The organism is Telluribacter sp., assembly GCF_035998675.1.
Lineage (GTDB): Bacteria > Bacteroidota > Bacteroidia > Cytophagales > Spirosomataceae > Telluribacter.
In genome coordinates this window covers 420,495-446,775 of record NZ_DASYHI010000020.1, presented here as the reverse complement: position 1 = coordinate 446,775, position 26,281 = coordinate 420,495, and the positions used below count along the sequence as shown (strand labels likewise).

Below are 26,281 nucleotides of genomic sequence, written 5' to 3'. Positions count from 1 at the left end.
CGTATGTCATAGCCGTGTGTGTGATAAGCCTGATCAGGAGGACCTACCTCTTAATTTGCTTTATCTTTATTCATTTATGCTTTACAAAAGCGATATTTACAATTATGAAAATAACGGTTATGATAAGTCCATCTCCGTAAATTTCGACCAACTGTATCTTTTCTCATTTTTTTGGTTAAATAAGGGGAAAAGCAAAAAGCGGGAAAAGAACTTTTTTATTGGTAATTTCTGACTTCAAATTAGAAATGTTCAATTTTTTACTTATGCTGTTTCTCTGATTAGCCGAAAAATGTGGTGCAGAAAAAGACCGGTTTGTATGAATCTTATCTTTTATCTTTGTGTTTAAAGTCTATAAACTATATAGAGTTTAATTTTAAAACCTAAAAACCTACACAACTATGTCACTTCGCTTAGGAGACATTGCCCCTGATTTTGAGGCAGGTTCCACCCAGGGTTCCATCCGCTTTCATGAATGGCTAGGAAACAGTTGGGGAATGCTTTTTTCCCACCCGGCCGATTTTACCCCCGTATGTACTACCGAACTAGGCAAAACAGCCCTGTTAAAAGGTGAGTTTGAGCAGCGCAACGTAAAGGTTTTGGCCGTAAGTGTAGACGACCTGGACTCCCACAACCGCTGGATTCCGGACATTAATGAAGTAACCGGTTCGGAGGTTAATTTTCCTATCATTGCCGACGAAGGCCGCAAGGTGGCTGAGTTGTACGATATGATTCACCCCAATGCCAGCGAAAAAACTACCGTACGTTCGGTATTTATCGTTGGTCCGGATAAAAAAATTAAATTGACACTGACGTATCCTGCGTCCACGGGTCGTAACTTCAACGAGCTACTACGTGTGGTAGACTCCCTTCAGCTTACCGCCAACCATTCAGTAGCTACCCCGGCCGACTGGAAAGACGGAGACGATGTGATAGTGGTACCGGCGATAAGTACCGAAGATGCCGAGAAAAAATTTACGAAAGGGTTGCGTATCGTAAAGCCTTACCTGCGCTATACTCCGCAGCCAAACAAGTAATTTGGCTGGCTGAAACTTATATGTACCTTCGGGTCCCTCCTCTGCTTGAGGAGGGACTTTTTATTTTGTCAATACTTAAGGTGCAAACAATTTTTGGGAGGCAGAGCCATTTCAACCGGCTTTTGTATTTTTGTGATGGTATGGCACTTAAAGCAAGAAAGTCAGGAAGTAAAAAAGAACCCGCAAAGAAACCATTACCCCTGGTAGGTTGGGGTATTGTGTTGGGGGTAGCTTTGCTCGTGGCGGGCCTGGCCTGGTGGATGAAAACCCCCAATGAAAACAAGTGGACCCACATCAAGCGGTTTGGAATCAGGTTGCCCATGAAGTACCCGGTACACGGTATTGATATTTCCCACCACAATGCCCGCATTGACTGGGAAAAACTTAAAGCTGTTAAATCCGAGGGAGTCCGTATTGATTTTGTGTATATCAAAGCGACCGAGGGTGCCTCCCACTACGACCGGCAGTTTGAACGAAACTGGCGGGAAGCGCGTCGGGTAGGGATGAAACGGGGGGCTTACCATTTTTATAATCCCAGGGTGTACTCTAACCTTCAGGCCGAAAATTTTATTAAAAGAGTAAAAATGCAAAAGGGCGACCTGCCCCCGGTACTTGACCTGGAAGTTGAGGCCGGAAAACCCGCTGATATTATTATCAAAGGCGTTCGGAACTGGCTTACCCTGATTGAAAAACACTACGGAGTCAGGCCGATAATTTATACCAACGAACATTTTTACCTGAAGTACATCGCCGGTAATTTTAATGACTATCCGCTTTGGCTGGCCGGTTACTCCCGCACCCACCTGGGCGACCTGGCCGACAACTCCCAGGTACTATTCTGGCAGCACAGCGAAAAAGGTTGGGTAGACGGCGTGAAGGGCTACGTCGACTTTAATGTGTACCTCTATGATGCCGAAACCTGGGAAAAGTTTGAAAAGTAGTAAGCAAAACTAAAATGGCAGACGACAGCGCATCAGCCACCCGGCTCAACAAATTCATCAGTGAAACAGGCTTTTGCTCGCGCCGCGAAGCGGACAAACTCATTGAACAGGGAAAGGTAACCCTTAACGGCCGACCGGCCGTACTGGGGGATAAAGCAACCCGGGAAGACGAGGTCCGCATTAATGGAAAATTACTTAAAGCCCGGCGCAATGCGGAAGTCTACCTGGCTTTTAATAAACCCGTAGGTATTACCTGCACCACCGAGCGACACATAAAAGGAAACATTATTGACTATATCAACCACCCTGAACGCATATTCCCGATCGGCCGTCTGGATAAACCTTCGGAGGGGCTTATTTTCCTGACCAGCGACGGAGATATCGTTAATAAGATTCTACGAGCCGGTAATAACCACGAAAAAGAGTACCTGGTAACGGTTGATAAACCCGTAACGCCGGAGTTTATACAAAGAATGAGCAACGGAGTACCTATTCTGGATACCGTTACTCAGAAATGTTACGTGCGCAAGGAAAGCAGTTATGTGTTCACAATTATACTGACTCAGGGCCTTAACCGCCAGATACGCCGTATGTGCGAGTACCTGGGCTACAGCGTAACCCGACTCAGGCGGGTACGCATCATGAACATTACCCTGCGCGACCTACCCCCGGGCAAGTGGCGTAACCTGACGGTCGGAGAAATGGACCAAATCAATAAACTGGTCGCTGGCTCCACAAAAACCGAGGAAGGCTCTTACCTGAGTACTTCCCGGGGCGAGGACGAAGAAGCCTACGATTAGGTACCTGACAATAATAGGGCGCTTTGGGTCAGTAGCTCTATTTTACCGGCTGCTTTGTATTGTATATTCCCTAAATACTATGCTTCGCTTTACTGTCGCGTTTTTCCTTTTTATATTCGTATTCGGTTTGAGCTGCCACCGGAGCAGCGCGGTCCGGAATCAAAACTCGTTGGATAACCCTCCGAATATTATTCTGATCATGACCGATGACCAGGGTTATGGTGACCTGGGCGTAACGGGGAACCCGGTTATTGAGACGCCCCATATTGATGCTCTGGCCAGGCAAAGTGTGAGCATGACCCATTTTTATGTGAGTCCGGTATGTAGCCCTACCCGGGCTAGCCTCATGACGGGCCGTTACAACTACCGGACGCGGGTTATTGATACCTACCTGGGTCGTTCAATGATGGACACCGAGGAGGTAACAGTGGCCGAGGTACTTAAATCCCGGGGCTTCCAGACCGGAATATTTGGCAAATGGCACCTGGGCGATGCCTATCCCATGCGTCCCGGTGATCAGGGGTTTGATGAAGTACTTGTTCATTTTGGCGGTGGCCTGGCCCAACCTTCCGAGCCCCTGCATAACAACCGTCGATACACGGACCCTATCCTGTTTCACAACGGGGAGGAAATACAAACCAAAGGGTACTGTACCGATGTCTACTTTGACAACGCCCTCAGTTTTATTCAGCAAAGTGCGCAGCAGCGGAAACCCTTCTTTACCTACATTGCCACCAATGCTCCTCACGATCCTTTTCATGATGTACCCCAGGAACTGCTGGCCAAATACAAAAGCAAAAATGTAGCGGCGGCCCTGCGCGGCGATTTCCCAAACCCTAAAAAACGGGCCGATGACCTGGCCCGGATTTACGCGATGGTTGAGAATGTGGACCAGAATGTAGGGAAACTGCTTCGGAAGCTGGATGAATGGGAGTTGACAGAAAATACAATTGTTATATTTCTCACGGATAATGGCCCCCAGACTACCCGCTATAACGGTCCGTTTAGGGGAGGAAAGGGGCAACCCAGGGAAGGAGGAATTCGTACATCCTACTTTATGCGCTGGCCTGCCCGAATCAAAGCCGGTACCATCAGCGACCGCCCGGTGGCTCACCTGGATATCATGCCCACATTGCTGGATGCCGCAGGCGCGCCACTTCCCACTGATCGGAAAATCGACGGAAGAAGCTTCCTTCCCTTAGCCGAGGGACGTACCACCCACTGGCCGGACCGTAGTTTGTATTTGCAATGGCACCGGGGCGATGAACCTCTACCCTTTGTCAATTTTGCCGCCCGCGCCCCCCGCTATAAGTTGCTAAGTACCGACGGAAAAAAATTTGAGTTGTACGATATTCTCCGGGACCCGGGGGAGAAACAAAACCTGGTTGAAGAGTTACCCCAGGTAGTGCAGCAGATGAAAGAGGACTATATGGTCTGGTTTCGGGAAGTGTCAGCTACCCGCCCCGACAACTACGCCAAACCGCGCATAATACTGGGTACCCCCAACGAAACAACCACCCGACTTAGTCGTCAGGACTGGCTACTTACCGAAGGGCAAGGCTGGGGCGATCAGGGCTTATGGAAGGTAGACGTAGCGCAACCGGCCAGTTTTGAGGCCGAAGTTATTCTGGAAAAGCCGCTTCCGCGGGGGGTACTTACCCTCACTGGTGGCGGCAGGTCGTTCAAAGGTTCGCTCACCGACAATGGTAGCCGAGGCTTTATCCAAAATATTAACCTACCCTCCGGACCAACCGACCTTCGGGTAGTTGTGGAGCAGGAGGGAAAAGAGTCAGGGCCCTATCAGGTGGTTTTGAGAAGAAAATAGCGAGCGTTGGGAGCCTATAAAATACCATTTATTCTCAATGCTAATGGTTCAAGCTTAAAAGGGGTCTTCTTCGGCAATTCGCCCCCTCAGAAATTCATTCATATTCAGCCGGGGCTTGCGGCAAAGGTACACGCGGGTACCCCTTTCGCGGGCGTAGGGATTGGCAATGCGACCGATTTCTTTTACCTCGGCAAACAACTGGGGAATGTCTTCTCCCAATTCGTCATTGACATAAATAAATTCCTGAATGTCCTTTTTCAGATGTCTGGGAGCCCAGTAGTAGAAACTTTCATTGAACGACATGGGTTCGGGTAACCCGTACCTGGGCCCGATGACCGTTACGGCACCGGCCTGTCCGTAGTTCTCACAGTAAATCAGGGTGTTGTTTTTATTCCGGGTCTGCCGGTAGGCCTTGTCTACAATCAAGGTGAGTTCATTCCAGCCCAGCATATCGGCGTAGTCCTGGGGTAGCGGGTGAACGGTACCATCTTCAAAGCGCCGGCCAAAATCAATCCCGTAGTTTTCTTCCAGATTGTTAAAATAAGCGACCAGTCCCTTCACTTCAAACACCGGCAGCCCCAAAGGCAGTACCGGCAGCGTAAGTACCACCATACCAATGGGCAGGGCCATTCGGGTAAAAGTAGTTTTCAGGATCGGTTCCCAAAAGAGGGAACCGGCCGCAATCAGGACCGGAAAAATACCAGCGGTATAGTAGCTTTTTCCCTGAATGGAAAAAAGTACCCCCACTACCAGAAGGGGAGTCATGGCAACGATGCGGTGCTGCCGGGTTCGGAGCAGATAGACCAGGCCGGGTACCACCAGCACTACCGCCGCAAAAGGCATAAGTATCTGTTCCAGCAGGAACTCAACGCGGTCAACGTGCGTAAGTTGAGTGCCATTCAGGGCCTCCATGTGCGTAACGACCGGCAGGTCATGCGTAAATTGCCAGATAATATTAGGCAACACCAGGACGAAGCCCAGCAGCAAAGCGCCGTAAAAATGAATAGTATGCAGCAGTCTGCGGCGCGGGGAAAGTAGAAAAGCGGCAATCATGCTAAGTACCAGCAGTACCATCAGGTACTTATTCAGTACCCCCAAACCAGCCGTAGCTCCCAGGAGGTACAGGTACCGGCCCGACTCCGTATTGAGGTATCTGATGAGCCAGTAGAAGGCCAGGGTCCAGAAAAAAATATCCAGAAAAACGGGTTGAAACAGAAAAAAGGCCCTTAACATGAGTGGGGGGACAATCAGGCCAATGGAAGTCAGAATCATGGAGTAGGTGCGGCCACCCAGTTCGCGGGCTGTAAAAGCACCCAGTAGTACCATAACCCCGCTCATCAGGGCTGGCACCAGCTTTACCGCAAATACCGAGGACCCAACGAGCGTTTGTACCAGCCACGCCAGCAAACCTATAAACGGCGGCACCGACGCGTAGCCCCAGGCCGGATGTTTCCCCAGCGAAAAATAAAGCAGTTCGTCGCGGTGGTATTCGAGGTTAGGATAAAAGGAAAGGTGAAGTGCTACGCTGAATAGCGCCAGCAACCATACTGACCAGGGGGTCTTGACGGAGGAAGTCATGTAAATAGGTGTGGGTTAAAACCACGCGAATATACAAAATCTGGCAAATGCTCCTATTAAATCCTATAAACAGCTACTTTTGTAATCCGCACCTGCACGAGCTGCGGCATTTTTTCGTGAATCTGACATTACTAACAATATCTCTTTTTGCTTATGCTTCCAGTTACTCCCTTTGACCAAACTGCTGCTTTCAAAAAACTCAAAGCTCACCACAAGACCATCGCAAAGAAACCCTTGCGTGAACTGTTTGAGGAAGATGAAAACCGTTTTAAGAAATTTTCAATTCGTCTGGGGGATATGCTGGTTGACTATTCCAAAAACCGCATCAACGGGCGTACCAGGGCTTATCTGGTACAACTGGCCGAGGAATGTGGCCTGCCGGATGCCATTGAACAACTATTTACCGGCCAGAAGATCAACGCCACCGAGGATCGCGCCGTGTTGCACGTAGCCCTTCGCAACCGCTCAAATACCCCCATTCTGGTTGATGGAAAAGACGTGATGCCGGAGGTAAATGAAGTACTTGAAAAGATGAAGCGCTTCTCTACCCAGGTGCGGTCGGGCGGCTGGAAAGGATATACCGGCCGGGAGATTTCGGATATTGTTAATATAGGTATTGGAGGCAGCGACCTGGGGCCGGTGATGGTTACCGAAGCCCTAAAGGCCTACGGAAAAAAAGGGCTGAACGTTCATTTTGTTTCCAATGTAGACGGTACTCATATTGCCGAAACCTTAAAGGGCCTTGACCCCGAAACGACCCTGTTTATGGTAGCCTCCAAAACCTTTTCCACCCAGGAAACAATGGCCAACGCGCATACCGCCCGCGCCTGGTTTCTGGAAAAGGCCAGGAAAGACGAGTACGTGAAAAAGCATTTTGTGGCGATTTCGACCAATCGGAAAGAGGTCGAAAAGTTTGGTATCGATCCGGACAATATGTTTGGTTTCTGGGATTGGGTCGGGGGCCGCTATTCGCTATGGTCGGCCATCGGTTTGTCCATTGCCTGCTTTATCGGCTTCCAGAATTTTGAACAACTCCTGGCGGGTGCCCACGACATGGACAACCATTTCCGGACTACCAAGTTTGAGCGGAATATTCCGGTAGTACTGGCCCTGCTGGGGATTTGGTACAATAACTTTTTCGGGGCCGAGTCCCACGCCATTTTGCCTTACGATCAGTACCTGCACCGGTTTGCGGCCTACTTCCAGCAGGGCGATATGGAGAGCAACGGTAAGTCGGTAGGTCGGGATGGACAACCGGTTAACTACCAGACGGGCCCCTTGATATGGGGAGAACCGGGTACCAACGGGCAGCACGCGTTTTACCAGCTCATTCACCAGGGTACCAAGCTTATCCCCTGTGACTTTATTGCCCCCGCCAACAGCCATAACCCCATTGGCGATCACCACAAGATGTTATTGTCCAACTTCTTTGCACAGACGGAAGCGCTCATGAACGGAAAAACCTACGAACAGGCCGCGGCTGAACTGGAATCGGCGGGAAAAAGCAAGGAAGAGGTTCAGTTTCTGGCACCATTTAAGGTATTTGATGGAAACCGCCCTACCAATTCTATCATGGTTAAAAAAATTAACCCCCGTGTACTGGGTAGTTTAATTGCCCTATACGAGCACAAAATATTTGTACAGGGGGTTATCTGGAATATTTTCAGCTTTGACCAGTGGGGGGTGGAGTTAGGGAAGCAGCTGGCTAACAAAATTTATCCCGAACTACAAAACGACTGGCCGGTTTCGGACCATGACAGTTCTACCAACGGGCTGATTAATCAATATAAGCGCTGGCGGTAGTTACGTATACTAAAGAGGAGTGCCACTACAAAACAAGCATTGGACAATTGTCGTTACAAGCTTGGCTACCCGTAGTGGCACTCATCCTACCATCTATGACTATACGTTACCTGTTTACTTTCCTTCTCCTGGTAGTCGGACTACCTTTTACGGTCTTTGCCCAACTCACCATTACATTTCCTACTTCCAGAGCCGTTTTCCAGCGGGATAATGCCAACCAAACCACCGTTTATATTGCGGGTTATCACTCCGAATGTCTTGATAGGGTAGAGGCTCGGTTTGTGCCCCGGGCAGCGGGGCAGGGCACCGAGGCACCCCTTGGCGGTGGCTGGTTTACCATTCAGCATAATCCGCAGGGGGGGCAGTTTTATGGTTCTATGGCGGTTATGGGGGGTTGGTACCAGCTGGAAGTTCGCGGGGTTCGGGACGAACAGGTACTTGGCCAGAATATATTGGATCGGGTAGGGGTAGGGGAAGTGTTTCTGGTGGCGGGGCAATCCAATGCGACTGGTGGCGACGGACTTCCCAATGGTCCCGGTGCCGCCGACGACCGGGTTAATAGCGTCAACTTCCAGAATCTCAACGAGCAGGGACCCATTAGCTACCCCAATGCTCAGTTGCCCTGTCCCGAATTTGTTCACCTGGATGCGGAGGTAAAAACGGCTCCATTCGGTAATTACGCCTGGTGCTGGGGGGCATTTGGCGATATGGTAACCAGTCGCCTTAATGTACCCGTCCTGATATTTAATGCCGGCTGGTCTGGTTCAGGCATTCGGAACTGGCGTGAAACAATCAATCCAAGTGACTCAACAATTAGTTCTTTTGGTTATCCATATCCTCAGGGGATGCCCTACGGGCACTTACGGCTGGCCCTAAACTACTACATTGCCCAGCAAGGGTACCGAACGGTACTCTGGCACCAGGGCGAGGCCGATAACTACGAGAACCGCAGCCGGGAAGACTATCGTTTTGATCTCCGGCAACTAATCGAAAACAGCCGCTCCCTGAGCGGAAAAGCAGATTTGGCGTGGGTGGTGGCGCGGGCTTCCCGATTTACAATAGACGGTACCTCCCGTATATGGCAACCCGTTATTGATGCCCAGAATGATGTCATTGGCCTTAATGATCCCAATCCTGCTATTGCGCTTCCCCAGGTTTTTGCCGGTCCCGAAACCGACCCCATGGTTGAGGGAATGAGAGCACCTGATGGGATACATTTTACCGGAAATGGTCTCATAGCTCTGGCGCAGGCCTGGAATAACAGTATACCATCCAGTTTTTTTACCTCAGCCTCTACCCCTTACCTTCCCACACCGCCACCCGTATTGAGTGCTACCTGTGGTGGGGACAATGCACTTGCCTTCGGTGCTCCTGCCGGTTGGGCCAGCTATCAGTGGCTGCCACAGTCGGATTGTTATCAGGTACTTTCTGATCAGCCGCAGTGGACAGGTAACACAGGTACTTACCGGCTAAAAGTAAAAGACCCGCTGAACAATACGGTTTATTCGCCGCTTGTACAGGTACCTGCTTCCACAACCGCCACCGTTTCCGGTAACGGAGATCGTACTGTAGCAGCCGGTAGCGATATTGTGCTTCAGGTTTTGACCACCAATGCCTGTTCTTTTGCCTGGAATGGCCCGGCTGATTTTAACAGTACTTTGTCAAACATAACGATACCCAACGCAACGGCTTCACGGGCAGGTACTTACCAGGTAACCGGTACCAATAGCTACGGTTGTCAGGCACAAAGCGCGTTGAATGTTTCCGTAATTACCAGCGTTGAAACCTTGGCAAGTGGTGCCTGGGATGATCCGGCGACCTGGTCGTGCGGATGTATTCCGGGTAACCAAACGGAGATTGTTCTGCATATTGGGCATACCGTAAAAATAGATATTCCGGGTAGGCAGGTAAAATCCATTCAATACAAGGGAGGAAATCTCGATTTCAGGAATGGAGGTACTTTACAGGTAAATCAGTAGCCGAATTGGGCTGCATTGAGGTAGGTAAAATTTTAGGTACTTCGGATAATTATACCTGTTGCCGATGGTCAGGAACAAATCGTTTTACAATCAAAAAAGAAAGGTACCCGGCCAGTACCCCCGCACTATCGGCCATTATATCCCACCAGTCAAAGCTGCGGTCAAAGGGTAACCATTGCTGATAAAATTCCAGAAATATTCCGTAAGCCAGTCCCAGGATAATAATCCGGCCCGTATGTTTTGGTTGGGCTACTAACCAAAGGAACGTCCAGCCTCCAAAAAGGCCCATGTGGACTATTTTGTCAAAAAAAGTAATGGGTGACTCCGGCAAATCCTTCCCCGGCCAGGTACAGGCCAGCAGTATCAGGAAGGTCCACAGCCAGGCGGGCCAGCGGTGACGCGTTAACCAGGTTAAAAGGGAAGTGATCACGGTTCTGAAAAAGAAGGGTTTTAAGCCTCCAAATATACTCCTAAAATAGCAAGTTGAGTACCTACCGGAAAATATCAGGCCGGTACTTCCATACTCCTTTGCGAAGGCCGGACCCGCTGTACCACGATTAGTCCGGCACTAACCAGGGCACAAACGGCCATAATGCCGGTCATGGGTAGGGCGGTACCGTTGTGCAGAAAACTAACTACGGCCGAGGCTATAGCTCCAAAGAGAAGTTGCAGAAAACCCATAAAAGCCGAAGCACTTCCGATATGTTTGGTAAAAGGCTCCAGCGTAAGGGCGGAGGTATTGGGGGTCAGGAAGCCCAGGGCAAACAGGTACAGAAAAATCAGGACCAGTATTCCGGCCATAGGTAGTGCGTTGGCAGCCACCCCGGCCGCCATTACTACGCCCAATCCTGCCAAACAGAGGGAGGAGGTACTGGCAATCTGAGCGCTGTTGGAGCGGCGCAGCACAAAACGATTTACCTGACTACCCGCAATATAGCCAGCGGCATTAAAGCTGAACAACCAGCCGTATTGGGTATTGGTAAAATGAAATAAGTCCATGTAGATAAACGGGGAGCCGGCCACGTAAGCGAACAGGCCACCCAAAGCAAAACCACCCGCCAACCCATAAAAAAGGAATGCCGGTTCTTTTAAAACGACCCAATAGTCGTGTAGTACCGCCGAAGGCCGAAGAGTCACGGACTTGTCGGGCTGGCGACTTTCGGGTAAATACAACAAAACGGCCCCCAGCATAAGAGCGCTGATTAGCGCCAGAAAACCGAAGATGTACCGCCAGCCTATGGTAGCCACCACCAAGCCTCCCATGGTAGGGGCAATCAGGGGCGCTACCCCCATGATGAGCATCAGCGTAGAAAAAACTTTGGCAATATCGGCCGGAGGAAATAAATCACGAACAATGGCCCGACCGGCTACCATACCCGCACAACCACCCAGCGCCAGCAGGACCCGCAGCGCAACCAGCCAATGGATGGTAGGTGCCAGCGCACAGACTATCGCCGCCACTGTATAGAGAGCCAGGCCAAAAAGGAGCGGTTTTTTACGTCCGTAGCGGTCAATAATGGGACCGTAGAGTAGCTGCCCTACACTTATTCCAATAAAATAGCTGGTGAGGGACAGTCCCACATCAGCGATACTTACGTTAAGATCTTTGGCAATGGCCGGAAAGCCCGGCAGGTACATGTCAATACTGAAAGGCCCCAGTGCCGACAGGACTCCCAGTAGTAGTATGACTTTATTTAATTCCTTTTTACTCATGAGTTTGTTGATGCGGATAAACAATCATTTTTATCCGGCAAAATTAACCAAAAGGGACTGAAAAAGAGCTATATAATATTTATCCAGAATTGTATTTTTCAATGAACGATTGGCAGTGATCAATAACCAGTGATCAATGACCAATGAGTTGTTGACAGGTTGACGCCTTTTTCTTTTACACCTGCTTTGCAGACCAATAGGTTCTAAATAAGGGCTCAGATAAAAATCACTGGCAATAAAGTTCAATGGGCAGGCCGTCCGGGTCAGCAAAGAAAGTAAACCGCTTTTTGGTAAATTCATCGGTACGAACTGGTTCGGTTTCAATCCCTTTGGCGTTTAGCTGAGCAATAGCTAGATCCAGATCTTCGACCAAAAAGGCAAGGTGACGCAGACCCACCGCCTCGGGTCGTGACGGACGAACGGGGGGATCTGGAAAAGAAAACAGTTCAATCAGGTACTGTCCGTTGAGGGCCAGGTCCAGCTTGTACGATTGCCGGGCCTCCCGGTATACTTCCCGAATAGGAGTTAAGCCAAGAATATCCGTATAAAACGATTTAGACTTTTCGTAGTCCGAACAGATAATGGCAATGTGGTGAACGCGGCTGAGCATTTTGATTGGTGAATGAGTGAATTTTGATTGAGTATTTGGGGGTATCATTAATCTGGCATTGCCACCGGGACAACCGGCGCAAATATAACCAAAAGTTAAAATTGTAAGTTAAGGAGCAGGAAGGGGAGGCAAATGCCCCAATCCGGCTACTGAACCAACTCACACCTAGCAACCTTGATTTATGAAAGCCATTTGGAATAACCAGGTACTTGCCGAAAGTGATCAAACCATTGTAATTGAGAATAACCATTACTTTCCGGCCGACTCCATCAGGAAAGAATTTTTTAAAGAAACGGATACCCACACCGCCTGCGCCTGGAAAGGAACGGCTTCCTACTATACGCTTGAAGTAGAGGGTCAGCAAAATATTGACGCGGCCTGGTATTACCCAAATCCTACCGATCGGGCGAAAAGCATAGAAGGAATGGTGGCATTCTGGAAGGGAGTGGAGGTAACAAAGTAATTTAGTACTTTGTGGGCTTCAACCGTCCCAACCCTGCATGTCAACCCTCCGTCACCGTGTTTTCTGGCCGCCTTACCTGGTCCTGATTGGGGTCGGGCTTTACAGCCTGTTCAATCCGGACGAAATGATAGGTACTATTACGGCCCTCAACAGCGGCATGATGGATCAGTTCGGGTGGTTATTTTCGCTGGGGGCGTTGTTCTTTTTTCTCCTGTGCCTGGCGGTCTACGTATCACCGCTGGGCAAGGTACGTATAGGTGGGGCTGAGGCCCGCCCGTTGCTGACCCGGTGGCGCTGGTTTGCCATTACGCTTTGTACTACCATCGCCACCGGTATCCTGTTCTGGGGTACGGCCGAGCCGCTTTTTCACCTGCACAATCCTCCGCCCAGCCTGGGTATAAGTCCTACTTCTCACGAAGCGGCTCTCTTTGCCGTTTCGACCATGTACATGCACTGGTCCCTGATTCCTTACGGCATCTACACCCTGGCGGGTGTCACTTTTGCCTTATGCCACTACAACCTGCGCCAGCCTTTTAGTCTGGGCTCCCTGCTTTTTCCGGTTCTGGGCAGGCGGGCGCATGGTTCGCTTGGCAATTTTATTGATGCTATATGTCTTTTTTGTCTGGTGGCAGGTATGTCGGCTTCGCTGGGGGCGGGTATCCTCATTTTATCGGGCGGACTGGGTCAGCTGGCGGGCATCCCTTATTCTATCACCTCCTTAGGCCTGATTGCCCTGGGTATCATCGTTACCTTTGTTGCCTCGGCGGCGAGTGGCTTACTCAGGGGCATACGTATCCTTTCGGAAATCAACATTATAATTTTTATTATTCTGGCGGTATTCATGTTCATCGCCGGGCCTACCGCCTACCTGGTGACGTTTGGAATGGAGGCCTTAGGCGAGTACTTCATCCACTTTTTTGAGCGAAGCCTGATTGGTACCGTCACCAGCGATACCGACTGGGCCAAAAACTGGACTCTTTTCAACTGGACCAACTGGCTCGCCTGGACCCCCGTTACCGCTCTATTTCTGGGACGAATTTCTGTTGGCTATACCGTCCGGGAGTTTATTCACTTCAACCTGCTGTTTCCGGCGCTGTTTGCCTGCGTCTGGATCATGGTATTCAGCGTTAGTTCCGTTCAGTTGGATATGGCCGGCGAAGGTTCGCCCTTGTACCAGGTAGTCAGCCGGGAAGGAGGTGCCAGTCAGGTTATATTTGAGATTTTGGCCCGGCTGCCGTTGGCGCAACTAACCAGTTTTGTGTTTCTGGGTACTGCATTTCTTTCCTACGTAACTGCCGCCGATTCCAATACCGCCGCCATGAGTGGTATCAGCGTTGTAAATAATTCCGACGAGAAAGAACCTCCTTTAGTTATCAAAGTAGCCTGGGGCATTCTGATCGGTCTTGTTGCCTGGGTTATGGTATCGTTTGCCGGTACGGGGGAAAACAAGGGGCTGGACGGCATCCGGATCCTGTCAAATCTGGGCGGCTTCCCGGCCTTAGTACTCATGCTGGGTGTGGCCTGGGGAGTGGTGAAGTTGATGCTAAACCCGGATCAATTCAGGTAAATGTGACTACATTCGCTTCAATATTTATTCATCAATCAACTAAATGCGCAATTCATGAAAGCCCGCCAGATAGTATTAGCCAGTCGTCCGGTTGGCATGCCCGGACCGGAAACTTTTCGTTTTGAAGAGGTAGATGTACCACCGGTTGCCGAAGGAGAAGTACTCCTTGAATCTTTGTACCTGTCGGTGGATCCCTACATGCGGGGCCGGATGAATGACGCCAAATCCTACGTGCCACCGTTCCGGTTGGAGGTACCGCTGGAAGGGGGAGGAGTCGCCAGGGTAGTGGAGTCAAAAAGTGATTATTTTAAGACAGGGGAAATGGTTTCAGGTATGCTTCCCTGGGCTACTTACAGTGTTAAAAAAGCGAAAGGGCTTCAAAAAGTGGATTCAGAGCTCGCTCCGGCCACTTACTACCTGGGCATCCTGGGTATGCCGGGTTTAACCGCCTATTTTGGATTATTGGACATTGGTAAGCCCCAGCCCGGAGAAACGGTTGTAGTGTCGGGTGCCGCCGGTGCCGTGGGAATAGTGGTAGGACAAATAGCCAAACTGAAAGGGTGCCGGGTGGTAGGTATCGCGGGCACGGACGAAAAAGTAGCTTTGCTGAAAGAGCAGTTTGGGTACGATGAAGTAGTTAATTATAAAACTACCTCTAACCTCCGGAGTGATTTGAAAATGGCCTGTCCCGAAGGAGTGGATGTATATTTTGATAATGTAGGAGCAGAAATAACGGATACGGTAATAAGTCTTCTTAATTTTCAGGCGCGGATTGCTCTCTGCGGACAAATAGCGCTTTACAATGAAACCTCCGTTTCGGTAGGTCCCCGGTTTCTGCCCCGAATCCTGACGACCAGTTCGCTTATCAAAGGCTTTATCGTGAACGATTATAGAGCTGAGTATGGTACGGCATTCAAGGATTTGACGGGTTGGGTACAGGAAGGAAAGCTAACGTACCGAGAAACAATTATAGAAGGATTCGATCAGCTTCCTGAGGCTTTTCTGGGCTTGTTTTCGGGTAAGAACAGAGGTAAAATGTTGATTAAGGTATAGTCCGGCACCTGATGTAACAGTTGGCCTTATGTGCATGAAAAAGTGGTTATTTGACCTTCTCATGCTCATAAGGCACTTATTTAACTCCGTTAACTTTTTGATGGGCGTTACCAACACCTTTCTAAACTCCACTTCCGAGCCTTCCGCCTGTAAGGCTATTTGTCCGGAACGGGCCGTCGCATTGTAGCCATAATTCACAAAATCATCGTTGACCCAGACTTTTATAGAGTCATTAAGGCATTTAATGGTCATCTTGTTCCATTCGCCAACGGGTTTTTCCGAGCCTAAGGTAGACTTAACTAAATAAGGACTTTTAGTAGAAACAATAAAACGCCCGGGTTACGTACCTATTGATCTCGTTTCATGTCTAATTATCCTCTATACTACCTCCTGCCTTCTCTGCTCCTGGTTGCCCTGTTGGGTACTTTGGGGGAAAAACCCAAGGTAAACAAGTACCCCCAAAATGCCATTACAAGCCACGACTGGCCGGGCCACGACTGGCCGGGCCACGACTGGCCGGAGTACAACGGCGGCCCTGACCGGAATCATTTTTCACCCCTGACCCAGATTGATACAACCAATGTAGCGCAACTAAAGGTAGCCTGGGAATACGCCTCGGGGGGAGCGGATACCGTACGTAATACTACTCAGATGCAGTGCAACCCCATCATTATTGAGGGCGTACTTTACGGGGTGTCGGCTGGGTCGCAGGCTTTTGCTCTGGAGGCGGCTACGGGTCGGGAGCTTTGGAAAACATCCATCACCGACCAAACCTTCAGCATGACCAGCCGGGGCCTAACCCACTGGACCGACGGAAAGGAGAGCCGGATTTTCTTTGCCTATGGTTCCTTTTTGTATGCCCTGGACTCCCGCACCGGCAAACCGATACCGGGCTTTGGTACTAATGGAAAAATTGATTTAAAAGAAGGACTCAACCGGGCTGGTGCCGACGACTACGTGATTTCCAACACCCCCGGGACCATTTTTAAAGATCTCATCATCATGGGTACCCGGGTCAATGAAAGCGCGGCCGCCCTTCCCGGGGATATTCGGGCCTACAACGTCCGGACCGGACGACTCGCCTGGACCTTCCGGACGGTACCCCGGCCGGGTGAGTACGGCTACGATACCTGGCCCAAAGACGGGTATAAAAACGTAGGCGCGGCCAACAACTGGATGGGCATGGCCATTGACCGGAAACGTGGCATTGTGTATGCCCCAACGGGCTCCGCCGCTTTTGACTTCTACGGAGGCAACCGGCACGGCTCCAACCTTTTTGCAAACTGCCTGCTGGCGCTGGACGCGACAACCGGCAAACGACTCTGGCACTACCAGACCGTCCACCACGACATCTGGGACCGTGACATTCCGGCTCCGCCAAATTTGTTTACGGTTAATCAGAACGGCAGGAAGATTGATGCGGTTTCGGTACTTAGCAAGCAGGGATTTTTATTTGTATTTGACCGGGTAAGCGGCAAACCACTTTTCCCCATTGAGGAACGGGCTTTTCCGGCATCTGACATTCCCGGTGAGCAGACGTGGCCTACGCAACCCATTCCGCTCAAGCCGACCCCCTTTACCCGGCAGGGCTTTACAGAAAAAGATCTGAGTCCACTATTGACAGCGGAAGACAGGGCCGGGGTACTGACAGAATTAAAGCAGTCCAGATCGGGACAGCCTTTTCTTCCCCTGGGGCGCGAGCGAACCGTCTTTTTTCCGGGTACTGATGGCGGACCCCAATGGGGAGGGGCCGCCGTGGATGAAAACGGTATCCTGTACGTTCCGGCCAAAGAAAACCCCGTTTATACGGCTATCCGGGATGCTCCTAAAACCCAGACAGGTACCACTTCATTGACCGGAAAAAAACTGTATGAAACTAACTGCGGAGCCTGCCACGGTACTACGCGGGAAGGCAGCCATGACGGTACCTACCCTTCGCTGCTGAATGTGTCTGCCCGGCAAACTGCACCGGCCGTTCATCAATTACTGAGCAAGGGTAGGGGAATGATGCCCGCCTTTACCCATTTGAAAGAAGCTGAGCGTAAGGCTATTGTTGATTTTTTATTTGGAAAGGAATCATCCGTAACGGCAGACCCCCGGCCCGCCCGAACTACTTTACCTTATTCGCATACCGGCTACAACCGCTGGTACGACTCCAAAGGCTATCCCGTTAGCCAGCCACCCTGGGGAACTCTTACGGCTATCAACATGAATACCGGCGATCACCTCTGGCAGGTACCCTTAGGCGAGTACCCGGAGCTGACGGCTCAGGGCGTTCCGCCCACGGGTACCGACAACTACGGCGGGGCGGTAGTCACAAAAGGAGGACTGCTCTTTATTGCGGCTTCGCGTGACGCGATGATCCGGGCCATCGACCGGAAAAGCGGCAAAACTCTCTGGCAGGCTCCCCTGCCGGCAGCAGGGTATGCCAGCCCAAGTACTTACTTCGTCAACGGAAAACAGTATGTGGTTATAGCCTGTGGGGGAGGTAAGCTCAAGACAAAATCAGGTGACAGGTACGTGGCTTTTGCCTTACCTTAAATAAAATGCTGGTTATGATTTTCAACCGAAGAGAATTCCTTAAGAGAGCCCCAATGGGAGCGGCAGCCCTGATAAGTGCCCCTGGTTTAAATGCAGAAGCATTGGCAACCCCAGCCAACCGTACGTCAAAAATCAAGCTGAGCTGCAACTTGTACTCCTTCAATGACCCGCTCCGAAAGGGGGAAATGACCCTGGCCGAAGTACTTGAATTTTGTTCCGATGCTGGCTTTGAAGCCGTGGACCCAACGGGTTATTACTTTCCGGATTACCCTAAGGTACCTGCGGACGAGTACGTGTATGAAATCAAGAAGAAAGCCTTTTTGTTGGGGCTGGATATTAGCGGCACCGGCGTCAGAACTGATTTTTCGGCACCCGATCCTGAAAAACGGGCGGCTGATGTGGAACTGGTGCGCAAGTGGGTGGACGTGGCGGCCAAAATGGACGCGCCGGTACTTAGGGTATTCGCGGGAAAAGGAGTACCTGAGGGACATGCCGAAGGGACGGTGATGGATTGGGCGGTAGAGAGCATCCGACAGTGCGTGGAATTTGGTCGTCAGAAAGGCGTGATGATTGTCCTGCAAAACCACAACGAGTTGCTTAAAACCGTTGAACAGGTACTTTATATTCGTAAAAAAATTGCTTCCGACTGGCTCGGAATAAACCTGGATATCGGTAGCCTGCGGGCGGGTGACCCCTATGAGGAAATAAAAAAACTGGCTCCCTACGCCTATACCTGGCAGATCAAGGAAAACGTGTACCGCTACGGCAAAGAAGAAAAAACGGATCTCGGCAAAATCATCGGGATCGTGCAAGAATCAGGATACCGGGGCTATATTCCGCTGGAAACCCTCAGCGGCGACCCTCGGGTACAGATACCCCGTTTTCTGGCCGAAGTACGGGCGGCTATGAAGTAATATCCGGCTTCCTGTTTCCTGCTTTTACCCCTTGGGATTTTCTTTGATTACCTTTGAAAGCGAGGCCGCCAAGGCATCAAAGTAAGAGGGCTTTACAATAAAATCACTGGCCCCCAGTTCTTTTGTTTCCATTACGTCGCGGGGCTCTGAGGAGGTGGAGTAAATGATAATGGGGGTTTGCTCCAGGCGGTCAATTTTTACCAGTTCGGCCAGGCATTGTTTGCCGTTCATGCGCGGCATATTCAGGTCCAGAAAAATAAACTCCGGAACGAAGCTCTCGTCTTTTTTTAGCTTTTGTAATGCATCTATTCCATCATCAGCTGTGACGCAGCTAATGGCCGGATCGACTTTGCTTAAAGCCAGGGTAAATATCTCCTGATCGTCAGGATCATCATCAATTAAAAAGCATGTAATAGGTACTAGCATGAAGGATTGGATGGGCGAAAAGGGTATTGTTTTAACTGTGTAAAGATATATATTATCACGATATATTTTTATGGCATCGCCGTTCCATCAAAATATTTTGTAACCAAAGTTATTATTCAGGATTTTTCACCAAATGACCGGGCACAGAACTGCACTTTGGAATCAGGAAAACGGGTAGGTCTAATATTTTTTCCAGGTTAAACAATTGGAGATTAAAGCATTTCCAATGCCTGGTCCAGATCTTTAATCAGGTAATCGGCATCTTCCAGGCCAATGTAAATCCGGGCCATGCGGTGACGCTCATTGGTAGCGTCAAACTGATCGGGTGGAAGGGCGGCGGCCTGTGGTAGTATCAGGGACTCATGCCCGCCCCATGAAACTGCCACCAGAAAGTGTTTCAGCGCGTAGGTAAACTTCTCAATTTGTTCGGCGCTGGTCGCTTTGAGTTGTACGGTCAGGAGGCCGCAGGCACCGGTCATTTGCCTGCGCGCCAGGTCAAGCTGGGGGAAGTCTTCGTCGAGCGGGAAGAGTACCTTTTCAATTTTGGGGTGTTGCTTCAGGTACTCGATTACTTTTTGGGTGGTCTGACTGATTCGGTCCAGGCGCATGGGCAGCGTACGCAGGCCCCGCAGGAGCAGCCATGCGTTAAACGGCATAATACCCGAGCCGGTATTGAGCAGCTGCTCATTAAATATCCGGGTGAGCAAGGTCTTGGAACCGGTAAGTACCCCCGCAACGGTATCGCTATGGCCACCAATGTACTTGGTCGCCGACTGCAGGCTGAGGTCAATACCCAGGTTGTGGGGCTTCTGGTACAGGGGGGTACAATAACTGTTGTCAATAATGGTAATAATGCCCCGGCTCCGGGCCAGGGCAGCTACCGCCGCCAGATCCTGGAGTTCATAGGTCAGGGTATTAGGAGATTCAAGGTAAATAATCCGGGTTTCGGGTCGCAGGGCTTCCTCAAAATTTTCAAGGCGGGTGCCGTCCACGTAGGTAGTACTTACCCCAAACCGCGGGAGGATATTGTCAAACATCCGGTAGGCCCAGGTGTAGGGTTTCTGGACCGACACGATGTGATCGCCACCTTTTATATTGGCCAGCACCGCGCAGAAGATGGCCGAAGTTCCACTGTTGAAGACAAGGGCGTCTTCGGCTTCGTCGAGGGCCGCTAGTTTTTTGCGAAGAATATCAACCGTAGGGTTAATACCCCGGGAGTATACATAGGTGGACATCTCATCCTGAAAAGCGCCCCGCAGCTCAGCAAACGAATTAAACGAGAAATTACTGGTTTGGATTATGGGGGGAGCCACCGCATTGAAGTACTCAGCGCGGTCTTCGCCCAATTCATTCAGGATATAAGAAAGGTCCATAGAGCAGGAAATATAATTTTAGGCCCGCAAGATATTAAGCCCGACCGAAAGCAGGTAGTTAATTGGGTGGTACTGTCAATAAAAAATCACTACAGATGTAGCTCGGCCTCCTTTCGCTCAAACGCCATCACCTGGTCCTGGGTAATAATTCCGGACTTTACCGAGTGCAGAATGGCTTCACTGCTGTGCCGAAAATAGCAGATATCTACCCCCAAACCGGTCATATTGTCCAGGAGCCTTCGGGCTTCTCTTTTTTCGGTGGATTCGGTCTGACGAATATATACGGCCCGAACGCTGAGCGGAAACGATTTACAGATGACTTCGTAAATGTGCGGGTCACGCTGGGAATCGTCACCCAGCAGAATAAATTTCAGGTGCGGATAAAACTTAATGATGTTACGAATTTTACGTTCCTTGTGCTCGTGGGAGCCCCCACCCGTCATCAGAAAGTCGCCCAGGCCGCTTTTAATACTTTTAAGTTTAAGTACTGCCTTCGGTAAGCCATTAAAGTTCGTAAACCGGGTGATAAATTCATAGAGATTCCACTCGCTGCTGGATACGTAAAAGAAGGTGTTGCTTTCGGTATCGTTTTCGTTCTGGCCCCGGCCGGCAAAGCTTAACAAGCGGTAATGCTTAACGACGTCTTCAAAGGGCAACCGCGACTCCACATTTTTGGTTAGCATTACGTAGAGTTTTTTCAACAGGTGGCCGCTGTAAGAAATCAGGAACGTATCATCAATATCAGAAATGATCGTATAGGCACCTTCGTATGGTACCAACAACTCTCCTTTACGGCTAAAACTGATACAATCGCCCTCTACGGTGTCTTCTAAGCGAACCTCGTAGTTGTGCCAGCCACAGGATAATGGGTGGTCGAGAGGCAGGTTAAACTCAAAAAAACCATCATTGAGCGTTTTGGTTTCTACCTTAAAATCCCCAAAATGGAGAACTACCCGGGCGTTGGCAATAGTTTTTATAGTAAATAACTGGAGTATTGAGTTAATGTACTTAAAGCCCTTCCGGTCGTACAAATCATTCGCCGAAGGGTACTTACGGAAAGCATGACCGAAAACCACCAATTCGTTGTTGTTGGCGTAGCCGCGGTAGAGTTTAAGTTCGCATTGTCGCATTCAGGTCCATTTTAATGAATAATGATAATACTATAAAAAATAATATGCCATTCTTGGAAAAGCTATTACTGATTGTCAATCCTATTTCGGGTAACCTGGAAAAAGAGGACATTGTTGATATGATTGTCAACCGCTGTCAGATGGAAAACAAGGAACTGGAAGTTTATACTACAACCGGTGAAAACGACCTTCGGGCTATAAAAACCATAATTGACACTCTTCAGCCAACGCGCGTACTGGTAGCGGGGGGCGATGGTACTATTTGCCTGGCCGCTGAGGCCCTGGAAGGGCGTAGCGCCATATTGGGTATTTTACCCGCCGGGTCGTCCAACGGATTGGCTACCAGTTTTAATGTGCCGCCTGACATGGTGGAGGCGCTGGAGGTAGCGATGAGCAATAAAGTCATTCGGATGGATGGCGTCAGAATAAATGGTGAAATCAGTCTTCATCTCAGTGATTTGGGGCTAAACGCGCTGCTGATCAAGAATTACGAGCAGGGAGATACCAGAGGGCAGATTGGCTACGCCATGGAGGTTTTTAAGACCCTTACCGAACACGAAGTTTTCCGGGTGCGGGTCAGGGCGGGGGAGGAAGTAGTGGAATCCGATGCCATCATAGTCATAATTGCCAATGCCCGTAAGTACGGTACCGGGGTAACTATCAACCCGCATGGCAGTATTATGGATGGTAAATTTGAAGTTGTAATTGCCAAAAAATGGGACGTCATTGAACTCGCCAAATTAATTGCCGGCAACACCGAATTTGATCCCGAGGTAGTAACTATTCTTTCGGTGACACAGGCTGAAATTGAATGTATTGAGCAGGAGGTAGACTTTCAAATTGACGGTGAATACAAGGGACAGGTAAAAAAGGTTACCGCTCATATGGTACCTCAGCTACTTTCCATAACCATCCCCGAGCCCCTGGAAGTGTAATCAGGTTATAGTTTCCGGGCGGTAGTATTCGGTAAATTCTGTTGTTTTTACAGTAAAAATCTTCTTTTTACTGCTCTAATTGGTTAAATAATGCCGATTTTTACAAGTCAAGGGCAATTAACCTTTTATATTAAGTACTCCATCCATGAATTTTAGAAAAGTACTTCGAAAACCAGTACCACTCATGGCCCTGACCGCTATGGTAGTGGTATCTTGTATGAAACTTTCGCCTTCGGGTACCAAATCAACGGCTTTAACCATTAAGGAAGATCCCGCCCAGGCTCGTCAAAGAGCCAAGGAAATCCGGGAAAATACCCCCGTTAAACTTGCCGATGGTCTCAAGCTGGACCTGTGGGCTACCGATTCGCTGGCGCCGGATCCCATTGCCATGTCCATTGATGACCAAGGCAGGGTATACCTCACAAGTACCAACCGGGGCCGGAACTCCGAGTTTGATATCCGCGGGCACCGCAACTGGATGACCCAATCCATTGCTCTACAGACCGTAGAAGACCGCCGGGCGTTTTTGCGCAGTACCTTTGCTACCGAGAAAAGTAAGGAAAACGAATGGCTGCCCGACCTGAATGAAGATGGTATCCACGACTGGCACGACCTGACCGTGGAGAAGGAAGAGGTATGGCGCCTGGAAGATACCTCCGGCGACGGCCTGGCCGATGTATCCATGCGTATCCTGAACGATTTCTACGAAGAAGTTTCCGATGTCGCCGGTGCCTTGCTGGTACGGGCCCAGGATGTTTTTGTGGGAATCGCGCCGGATATGTGGCGCCTGCGCGACACCAATGGGGATGGGGTTCTGGACGAAAAGACTTCTATTAGTCATGGGTATGGAATCCACATCGGGTTTGGCGGGCACGGCATGTCAGGCGCGATAGAAGGCCCCGACGGCCGGATCTATTGGGGTATAGGTGATATTGGGGCCAATATTACCACCGCCGCAGGCGTACACCACAAGTACTCCAACGAGGGCGTTATTGTACGGTCAAACCCCGACGGTAGCGGCTTTGAGGTATTTGCCGCCGGCCTGCGCAACACCCACGAGTTTGTATTTGATGATTACGGTAACCTCATTACCGCCGACAACGACGGAGACCACCCCGGCGAAAGCGAGCGTCTGGTTCACATTGTAGATGGATCGGATGCGGGCTGGCGGGCCAACTGGCAGTACGGTAAGTACACCGACCCCCGCAACAATTCCTATAAGGTATGGATGGACGAAAAACTGTACACCCCCCGCTGGGAAGGCCAGGCTGCCTACATCATTCCCCCCATTCAGAATTTCCACAACGGACCTACCGGTATGGTTTACAACCCCGGTACTGCCCTGGGTTCCGCCTGGAAAAATAAGTTTTTCCTGGTGGAATTCGTAGGGAATCCTTCCCGGTCACACATCTGGTCATTCGGCCTCAAGCCCAAAGGAGCTTCCTTTGTACTGGACGGGGAAACCGATGTACTAAGCGGCATTCTTCCCACGGGAATTCGGTTTGGCCCGGATGGCGCGCTGTACGTTGCCGACTGGATCAACGGCTGGAATACCAAAGACGCCGGCCGGGTGTGGAAGCTGGATGTAAGTGATGACAAAAATGATCTTAAAGACCTGCGGGCTGAGACCAAACAGCTGATGCAGCTTGACTACGCGGCCCAGTCCGAAGACCGGCTCTATTCCTTGTTGTCTTTCGCCGATATGCGAATTCGGCAGAAGGCACAGCTTGAACTGGCCCGTCGTGGTCAGAAAGGCGCTCTCATCCTGAGCAAAGCCACCGCCCAGACCGGAAGCCAACTGGCCCGGATTCATGGTATCTGGGGGCTGGGTCAGCTGGCCCGTCAGAGCAAGTCCTACGCCAGTGGTCTGCTGCCCCTGCTGAAAGACTCTGATCCCGAAATCGTAGCCCAGGCCGCCAAGGTTATCGGCGACGCCAACATAGCGGAGGCCGGTTCGGTACTGGTACCTTTGCTGTCAAGTACCCATCCCCGGGTGAAGTTTTTTAGCGCTCAGGCCCTGGGTCGGATTGGCTACCGGGATGCCGTGGCTCCCTTGCTGAAAATGATCCAGACCAACAACGATGAGGACTTGTACCTGCGTCATGCCGGCGTTATGGCCCTGACCCGGATTGGTGAAGTTGAACCCATTGTCGCATTGGCAAACAACCCAAACAAATCACTTCGTCTGGCGGGCGTACTGGTTCTTCGCCGGTTGAAAAGTGATAAAGTCAGGCTTTTCCTGCGGGATAAAGACGAATACATAGTTACCGAAGCGGCCCGTGCCATCAACGATGATGAGTCAATTCCATCTGCTTTGCCGGATCTGGCCGCCATTCTGAAAGAAAAACGCTTTACTTCGGAGCCCCTGCTGCGCCGGGCCATCAATGCTGCGCTGCGGGTTGGTGGGGAGGACGAGCTGAACGACCTGATTGCTTTTTCCAAAAGAACCGATGTGCCGAAAGAGATACGCTCGGAAGCCCTGGCTGCCCTGGGTACCTGGGCCAATCCATCGGTGTTGGACCGGGTCGATGGCCGCTACCGGGGAGAGTTCCGGCGCGACGCCGCGCTGGTACGCGCCAAAGTTATGCCGCATATCAATGACCTGCTGCAGGACCAGAACAATGAAGTGGTAATAGCCGCCGCCCAGATGCTGGGTGAGCTGGGAATTACCGATAGCAATACCAGTCTGGTACGGGTGCTGAACGAAAGCAAGTCGCCGGAAGTACGTTCGGCCCTGCTCACTTCCCTGCACAAGCTGCGGTACAGCGACATGGACTCTATTATCAAAAAAGGAATGAGTGATGCCGATGAGGATGTTCGTACCACCGCCCTGGGACTGGTAAGTGAGTTGAATATGTCGCAGGATGCTTTGGCAGAAGTGGTAAAACTAACTTTTGAAAAAGGAGGTGTAAAAGAACAGCAGCAGATGCTACGGGTACTCAGTACCATGCCTGCCTCCAAAACCGAGCGAATACTGGAAGGTTTGGTAACCCGAATGGGCAATAAAGAGCTGTCACCCAGCCTGAATCTGGAACTGGCCGAAGCTGTTGACTCAACGCACTCGGAGGCACTCAGGGCCAGACTGACCGCCCTAAAACCCACTGGTGCTGGCATGGCCGAGTACCAGGAGGCCCTGTTCGGGGGCAATCGGCAGGTAGGTAGCCGGTACTTCTTTACCAACTCCACCGGCCAGTGCGTACGCTGCCACTCCATTGGCGGCCGGGGCGGAGCCGTAGGTCCTTCGCTTACTACCATCGGCGACGAACTGACCCGCGAGCAACTCCTGCAGGCTCTCATTGAGCCTAGTGCGCGCCTCGCCCCCGGCTTTGGGGTAGTTACCCTGACGCTGAAAGACGGGCAAACCGTAACCGGTACCTTACTTCACGAATCGGACCAGTTGCTGGAGCTTAAGACTTCCGAAGCAGAGCCTTTGAAAGTAGCCGTAGCGCGTATCGCCAAGCGCGACAACATGCCGTCAAGCATGCCACCCATGGGCTACATTATGTCCAAGCGTGAAATTCGGGACGTAGTAGAGTTCCTGGCAACTTTAAAGAAGCAGTAATTGGCTGATAGCATTTGAACAGCGTTAAGCAACG

At 50.6% G+C, this 26,281-nt stretch carries 21 protein-coding genes; 13 read left to right on the top strand and 8 right to left on the bottom strand.

Translation table 11 applies throughout. From position 1 onward, the window contains the following. The first annotated feature begins 398 nt into the window (after positions 1-398). The 4 genes from VGN67_RS15995 (at position 399) to VGN67_RS15980 (ending at position 4,600) form a co-directional block, all read left to right on the top strand. Positions 399-1,034, top strand: coding sequence for a peroxiredoxin (locus VGN67_RS15995; protein WP_327487856.1), 636 nt, complete (start codon positions 399-401; stop codon positions 1,032-1,034). A gap of 140 nt (positions 1,035-1,174) precedes the next feature. Then, positions 1,175-1,975 (top strand): glycoside hydrolase family 25 protein, encoded by an 801-nt coding sequence (locus VGN67_RS15990; RefSeq protein WP_327487855.1) that lies wholly within the window; start codon positions 1,175-1,177, stop codon positions 1,973-1,975. A 14-nt stretch (positions 1,976-1,989) separates the two neighbouring features. After that, the gene (rluF, locus tag VGN67_RS15985; RefSeq protein ID WP_327487854.1) at positions 1,990-2,775 is read left to right on the top strand and encodes a 23S rRNA pseudouridine(2604) synthase RluF; all 786 of its coding nucleotides are present in this window, start codon (positions 1,990-1,992) and stop codon (positions 2,773-2,775) included. Positions 2,776-2,854: 79 nt separating this feature from the next. Beyond that, positions 2,855-4,600: an arylsulfatase gene (locus VGN67_RS15980; protein WP_327487853.1), complete on the top strand. Its 1,746-nt coding sequence runs from the start codon at positions 2,855-2,857 to the stop codon at positions 4,598-4,600. 54 nt (positions 4,601-4,654) lie between these two features. Here the strand turns inward: VGN67_RS15980 and VGN67_RS15975 are convergent, their stop codons facing one another. Continuing rightward, positions 4,655-6,178, bottom strand: coding sequence for a glycosyltransferase family 39 protein (locus VGN67_RS15975; protein ID WP_327487852.1), 1,524 nt, complete (start codon positions 6,176-6,178; stop codon positions 4,655-4,657). A gap of 153 nt (positions 6,179-6,331) precedes the next feature. On the opposite strand from VGN67_RS15975, the gene pgi reads away from it, so the two are divergent. After that, positions 6,332-7,981 carry a glucose-6-phosphate isomerase gene (gene pgi / locus VGN67_RS15970; protein WP_327487851.1) on the top strand — a complete coding sequence of 550 codons (1,650 nt, stop codon included), beginning with the start codon at positions 6,332-6,334 and terminating at the stop codon, positions 7,979-7,981. A gap of 95 nt (positions 7,982-8,076) precedes the next feature. Continuing rightward, positions 8,077-9,960, top strand: a complete 1,884-nt coding sequence (locus VGN67_RS15965) for a sialate O-acetylesterase (RefSeq protein ID WP_327487850.1) — start codon at positions 8,077-8,079, stop codon at positions 9,958-9,960. Between the two features lie 49 nt (positions 9,961-10,009). Here the strand turns inward: VGN67_RS15965 and VGN67_RS15960 are convergent, their stop codons facing one another. The 3 genes from VGN67_RS15960 to VGN67_RS15950 all read right to left on the bottom strand — a co-directional run bounded on the left by VGN67_RS15960 (position 10,010) and on the right by VGN67_RS15950 (position 12,283). Continuing rightward, complete coding sequence (locus tag VGN67_RS15960; protein ID WP_327487849.1) at positions 10,010-10,390, bottom strand: VanZ family protein; 381 nt, start codon at positions 10,388-10,390, stop codon at positions 10,010-10,012. Positions 10,391-10,464: 74 nt separating this feature from the next. Beyond that, positions 10,465-11,673, bottom strand: coding sequence for a multidrug effflux MFS transporter (locus VGN67_RS15955; protein ID WP_327487848.1), 1,209 nt, complete (start codon positions 11,671-11,673; stop codon positions 10,465-10,467). A gap of 226 nt (positions 11,674-11,899) precedes the next feature. Beyond that, positions 11,900-12,283, bottom strand: coding sequence for a VOC family protein (locus tag VGN67_RS15950; protein ID WP_414717332.1), 384 nt, complete (start codon positions 12,281-12,283; stop codon positions 11,900-11,902). A gap of 181 nt (positions 12,284-12,464) precedes the next feature. Here VGN67_RS15950 and VGN67_RS15945 point away from each other — a divergent pair, with 181 nt between their 5' ends. Genes VGN67_RS15945 through VGN67_RS15935 form a run of 3 tightly spaced genes read left to right on the top strand, consistent with a single transcriptional unit; the run spans position 12,465 to position 15,366 of the window. Continuing rightward, complete coding sequence (locus VGN67_RS15945) at positions 12,465-12,746, top strand: DUF427 domain-containing protein (protein WP_327487847.1); 282 nt, start codon at positions 12,465-12,467, stop codon at positions 12,744-12,746. A 37-nt stretch (positions 12,747-12,783) separates the two neighbouring features. Continuing rightward, a complete protein-coding gene (locus tag VGN67_RS15940; RefSeq protein ID WP_327487846.1) occupies positions 12,784-14,313 on the top strand; it encodes a BCCT family transporter in 1,530 nt (509 codons plus the stop codon). A 54-nt stretch (positions 14,314-14,367) separates the two neighbouring features. After that, a complete protein-coding gene (locus VGN67_RS15935; RefSeq protein WP_327487845.1) occupies positions 14,368-15,366 on the top strand; it encodes an NADP-dependent oxidoreductase in 999 nt (332 codons plus the stop codon). Here the strand turns inward: VGN67_RS15935 and VGN67_RS15930 are convergent. Next, positions 15,262-15,693 (bottom strand): DUF1080 domain-containing protein, encoded by a 432-nt coding sequence (locus tag VGN67_RS15930; RefSeq protein ID WP_327488415.1) that lies wholly within the window; start codon positions 15,691-15,693, stop codon positions 15,262-15,264. The genes VGN67_RS15935 and VGN67_RS15930 overlap by 105 nt on opposite strands. 36 nt (positions 15,694-15,729) lie before the next feature. On the opposite strand from VGN67_RS15930, the gene VGN67_RS15925 reads away from it, so the two are divergent. Both VGN67_RS15925 and VGN67_RS15920 read left to right on the top strand, forming a co-directional pair. Continuing rightward, complete coding sequence (locus VGN67_RS15925; protein WP_327487844.1) at positions 15,730-17,907, top strand: PQQ-binding-like beta-propeller repeat protein; 2,178 nt, start codon at positions 15,730-15,732, stop codon at positions 17,905-17,907. Positions 17,908-18,008: 101 nt separating this feature from the next. Next, a complete protein-coding gene (locus VGN67_RS15920; RefSeq protein ID WP_327487843.1) occupies positions 18,009-18,821 on the top strand; it encodes a sugar phosphate isomerase/epimerase family protein in 813 nt (270 codons plus the stop codon). Between the two features lie 24 nt (positions 18,822-18,845). Here VGN67_RS15920 and VGN67_RS15915 read toward each other — a convergent pair whose 3' ends face one another. The 3 genes from VGN67_RS15915 to VGN67_RS15905 all read right to left on the bottom strand — a co-directional run bounded on the left by VGN67_RS15915 (position 18,846) and on the right by VGN67_RS15905 (position 21,750). Beyond that, positions 18,846-19,247, bottom strand: coding sequence for a response regulator (locus tag VGN67_RS15915; RefSeq protein WP_327487842.1), 402 nt, complete (start codon positions 19,245-19,247; stop codon positions 18,846-18,848). A gap of 212 nt (positions 19,248-19,459) precedes the next feature. Continuing rightward, entirely contained in the window at positions 19,460-20,620 is a 1,161-nt protein-coding gene (locus VGN67_RS15910; RefSeq protein WP_327487841.1) for an aminotransferase class I/II-fold pyridoxal phosphate-dependent enzyme, read from the bottom strand. Between the two features lie 89 nt (positions 20,621-20,709). Further along, positions 20,710-21,750: an App1 family protein gene (locus VGN67_RS15905; protein WP_327487840.1), complete on the bottom strand. Its 1,041-nt coding sequence runs from the start codon at positions 21,748-21,750 to the stop codon at positions 20,710-20,712. Between the two features lie 53 nt (positions 21,751-21,803). Here VGN67_RS15905 and VGN67_RS15900 point away from each other — a divergent pair, with 53 nt between their 5' ends. Then, positions 21,804-22,685, top strand: coding sequence for a diacylglycerol/lipid kinase family protein (locus VGN67_RS15900; protein WP_327487839.1), 882 nt, complete (start codon positions 21,804-21,806; stop codon positions 22,683-22,685). A 145-nt stretch (positions 22,686-22,830) separates the two neighbouring features. Continuing rightward, the gene (locus VGN67_RS15895; RefSeq protein WP_327487838.1) at positions 22,831-26,247 is read left to right on the top strand and encodes a DUF7133 domain-containing protein; all 3,417 of its coding nucleotides are present in this window, start codon (positions 22,831-22,833) and stop codon (positions 26,245-26,247) included. Positions 26,248-26,281: the final 34 nt, after the last annotated feature.

Coding starts and splice junctions, on each gene's coding strand:
- VGN67_RS15995 (WP_327487856.1), top strand. CDS start 399: ATGTCACTTCGCTTAGGAGACATTGCCCCTGATTTTGAGGCAGGTTCC.
- VGN67_RS15990 (WP_327487855.1), top strand. CDS start 1,175: ATGGCACTTAAAGCAAGAAAGTCAGGAAGTAAAAAAGAACCCGCAAAG.
- rluF (WP_327487854.1), top strand. CDS start 1,990: ATGGCAGACGACAGCGCATCAGCCACCCGGCTCAACAAATTCATCAGT.
- VGN67_RS15980 (WP_327487853.1), top strand. CDS start 2,855: ATGCTTCGCTTTACTGTCGCGTTTTTCCTTTTTATATTCGTATTCGGT.
- VGN67_RS15975 (WP_327487852.1), bottom strand. CDS start 6,178: ATGACTTCCTCCGTCAAGACCCCCTGGTCAGTATGGTTGCTGGCGCTA.
- pgi (WP_327487851.1), top strand. CDS start 6,332: ATGCTTCCAGTTACTCCCTTTGACCAAACTGCTGCTTTCAAAAAACTC.
- VGN67_RS15965 (WP_327487850.1), top strand. CDS start 8,077: ATGACTATACGTTACCTGTTTACTTTCCTTCTCCTGGTAGTCGGACTA.
- VGN67_RS15955 (WP_327487848.1), bottom strand. CDS start 11,673: ATGAGTAAAAAGGAATTAAATAAAGTCATACTACTACTGGGAGTCCTG.
- VGN67_RS15950 (WP_414717332.1), bottom strand. CDS start 12,283: ATGCTCAGCCGCGTTCACCACATTGCCATTATCTGTTCGGACTACGAA.
- VGN67_RS15945 (WP_327487847.1), top strand. CDS start 12,465: ATGAAAGCCATTTGGAATAACCAGGTACTTGCCGAAAGTGATCAAACC.
- VGN67_RS15940 (WP_327487846.1), top strand. CDS start 12,784: ATGTCAACCCTCCGTCACCGTGTTTTCTGGCCGCCTTACCTGGTCCTG.
- VGN67_RS15935 (WP_327487845.1), top strand. CDS start 14,368: ATGAAAGCCCGCCAGATAGTATTAGCCAGTCGTCCGGTTGGCATGCCC.
- VGN67_RS15925 (WP_327487844.1), top strand. CDS start 15,730: ATGTCTAATTATCCTCTATACTACCTCCTGCCTTCTCTGCTCCTGGTT.
- VGN67_RS15915 (WP_327487842.1), bottom strand. CDS start 19,247: ATGCTAGTACCTATTACATGCTTTTTAATTGATGATGATCCTGACGAT.
- VGN67_RS15910 (WP_327487841.1), bottom strand. CDS start 20,620: ATGGACCTTTCTTATATCCTGAATGAATTGGGCGAAGACCGCGCTGAG.
- VGN67_RS15905 (WP_327487840.1), bottom strand. CDS start 21,750: ATGCGACAATGCGAACTTAAACTCTACCGCGGCTACGCCAACAACAAC.
- VGN67_RS15895 (WP_327487838.1), top strand. CDS start 22,831: ATGAATTTTAGAAAAGTACTTCGAAAACCAGTACCACTCATGGCCCTG.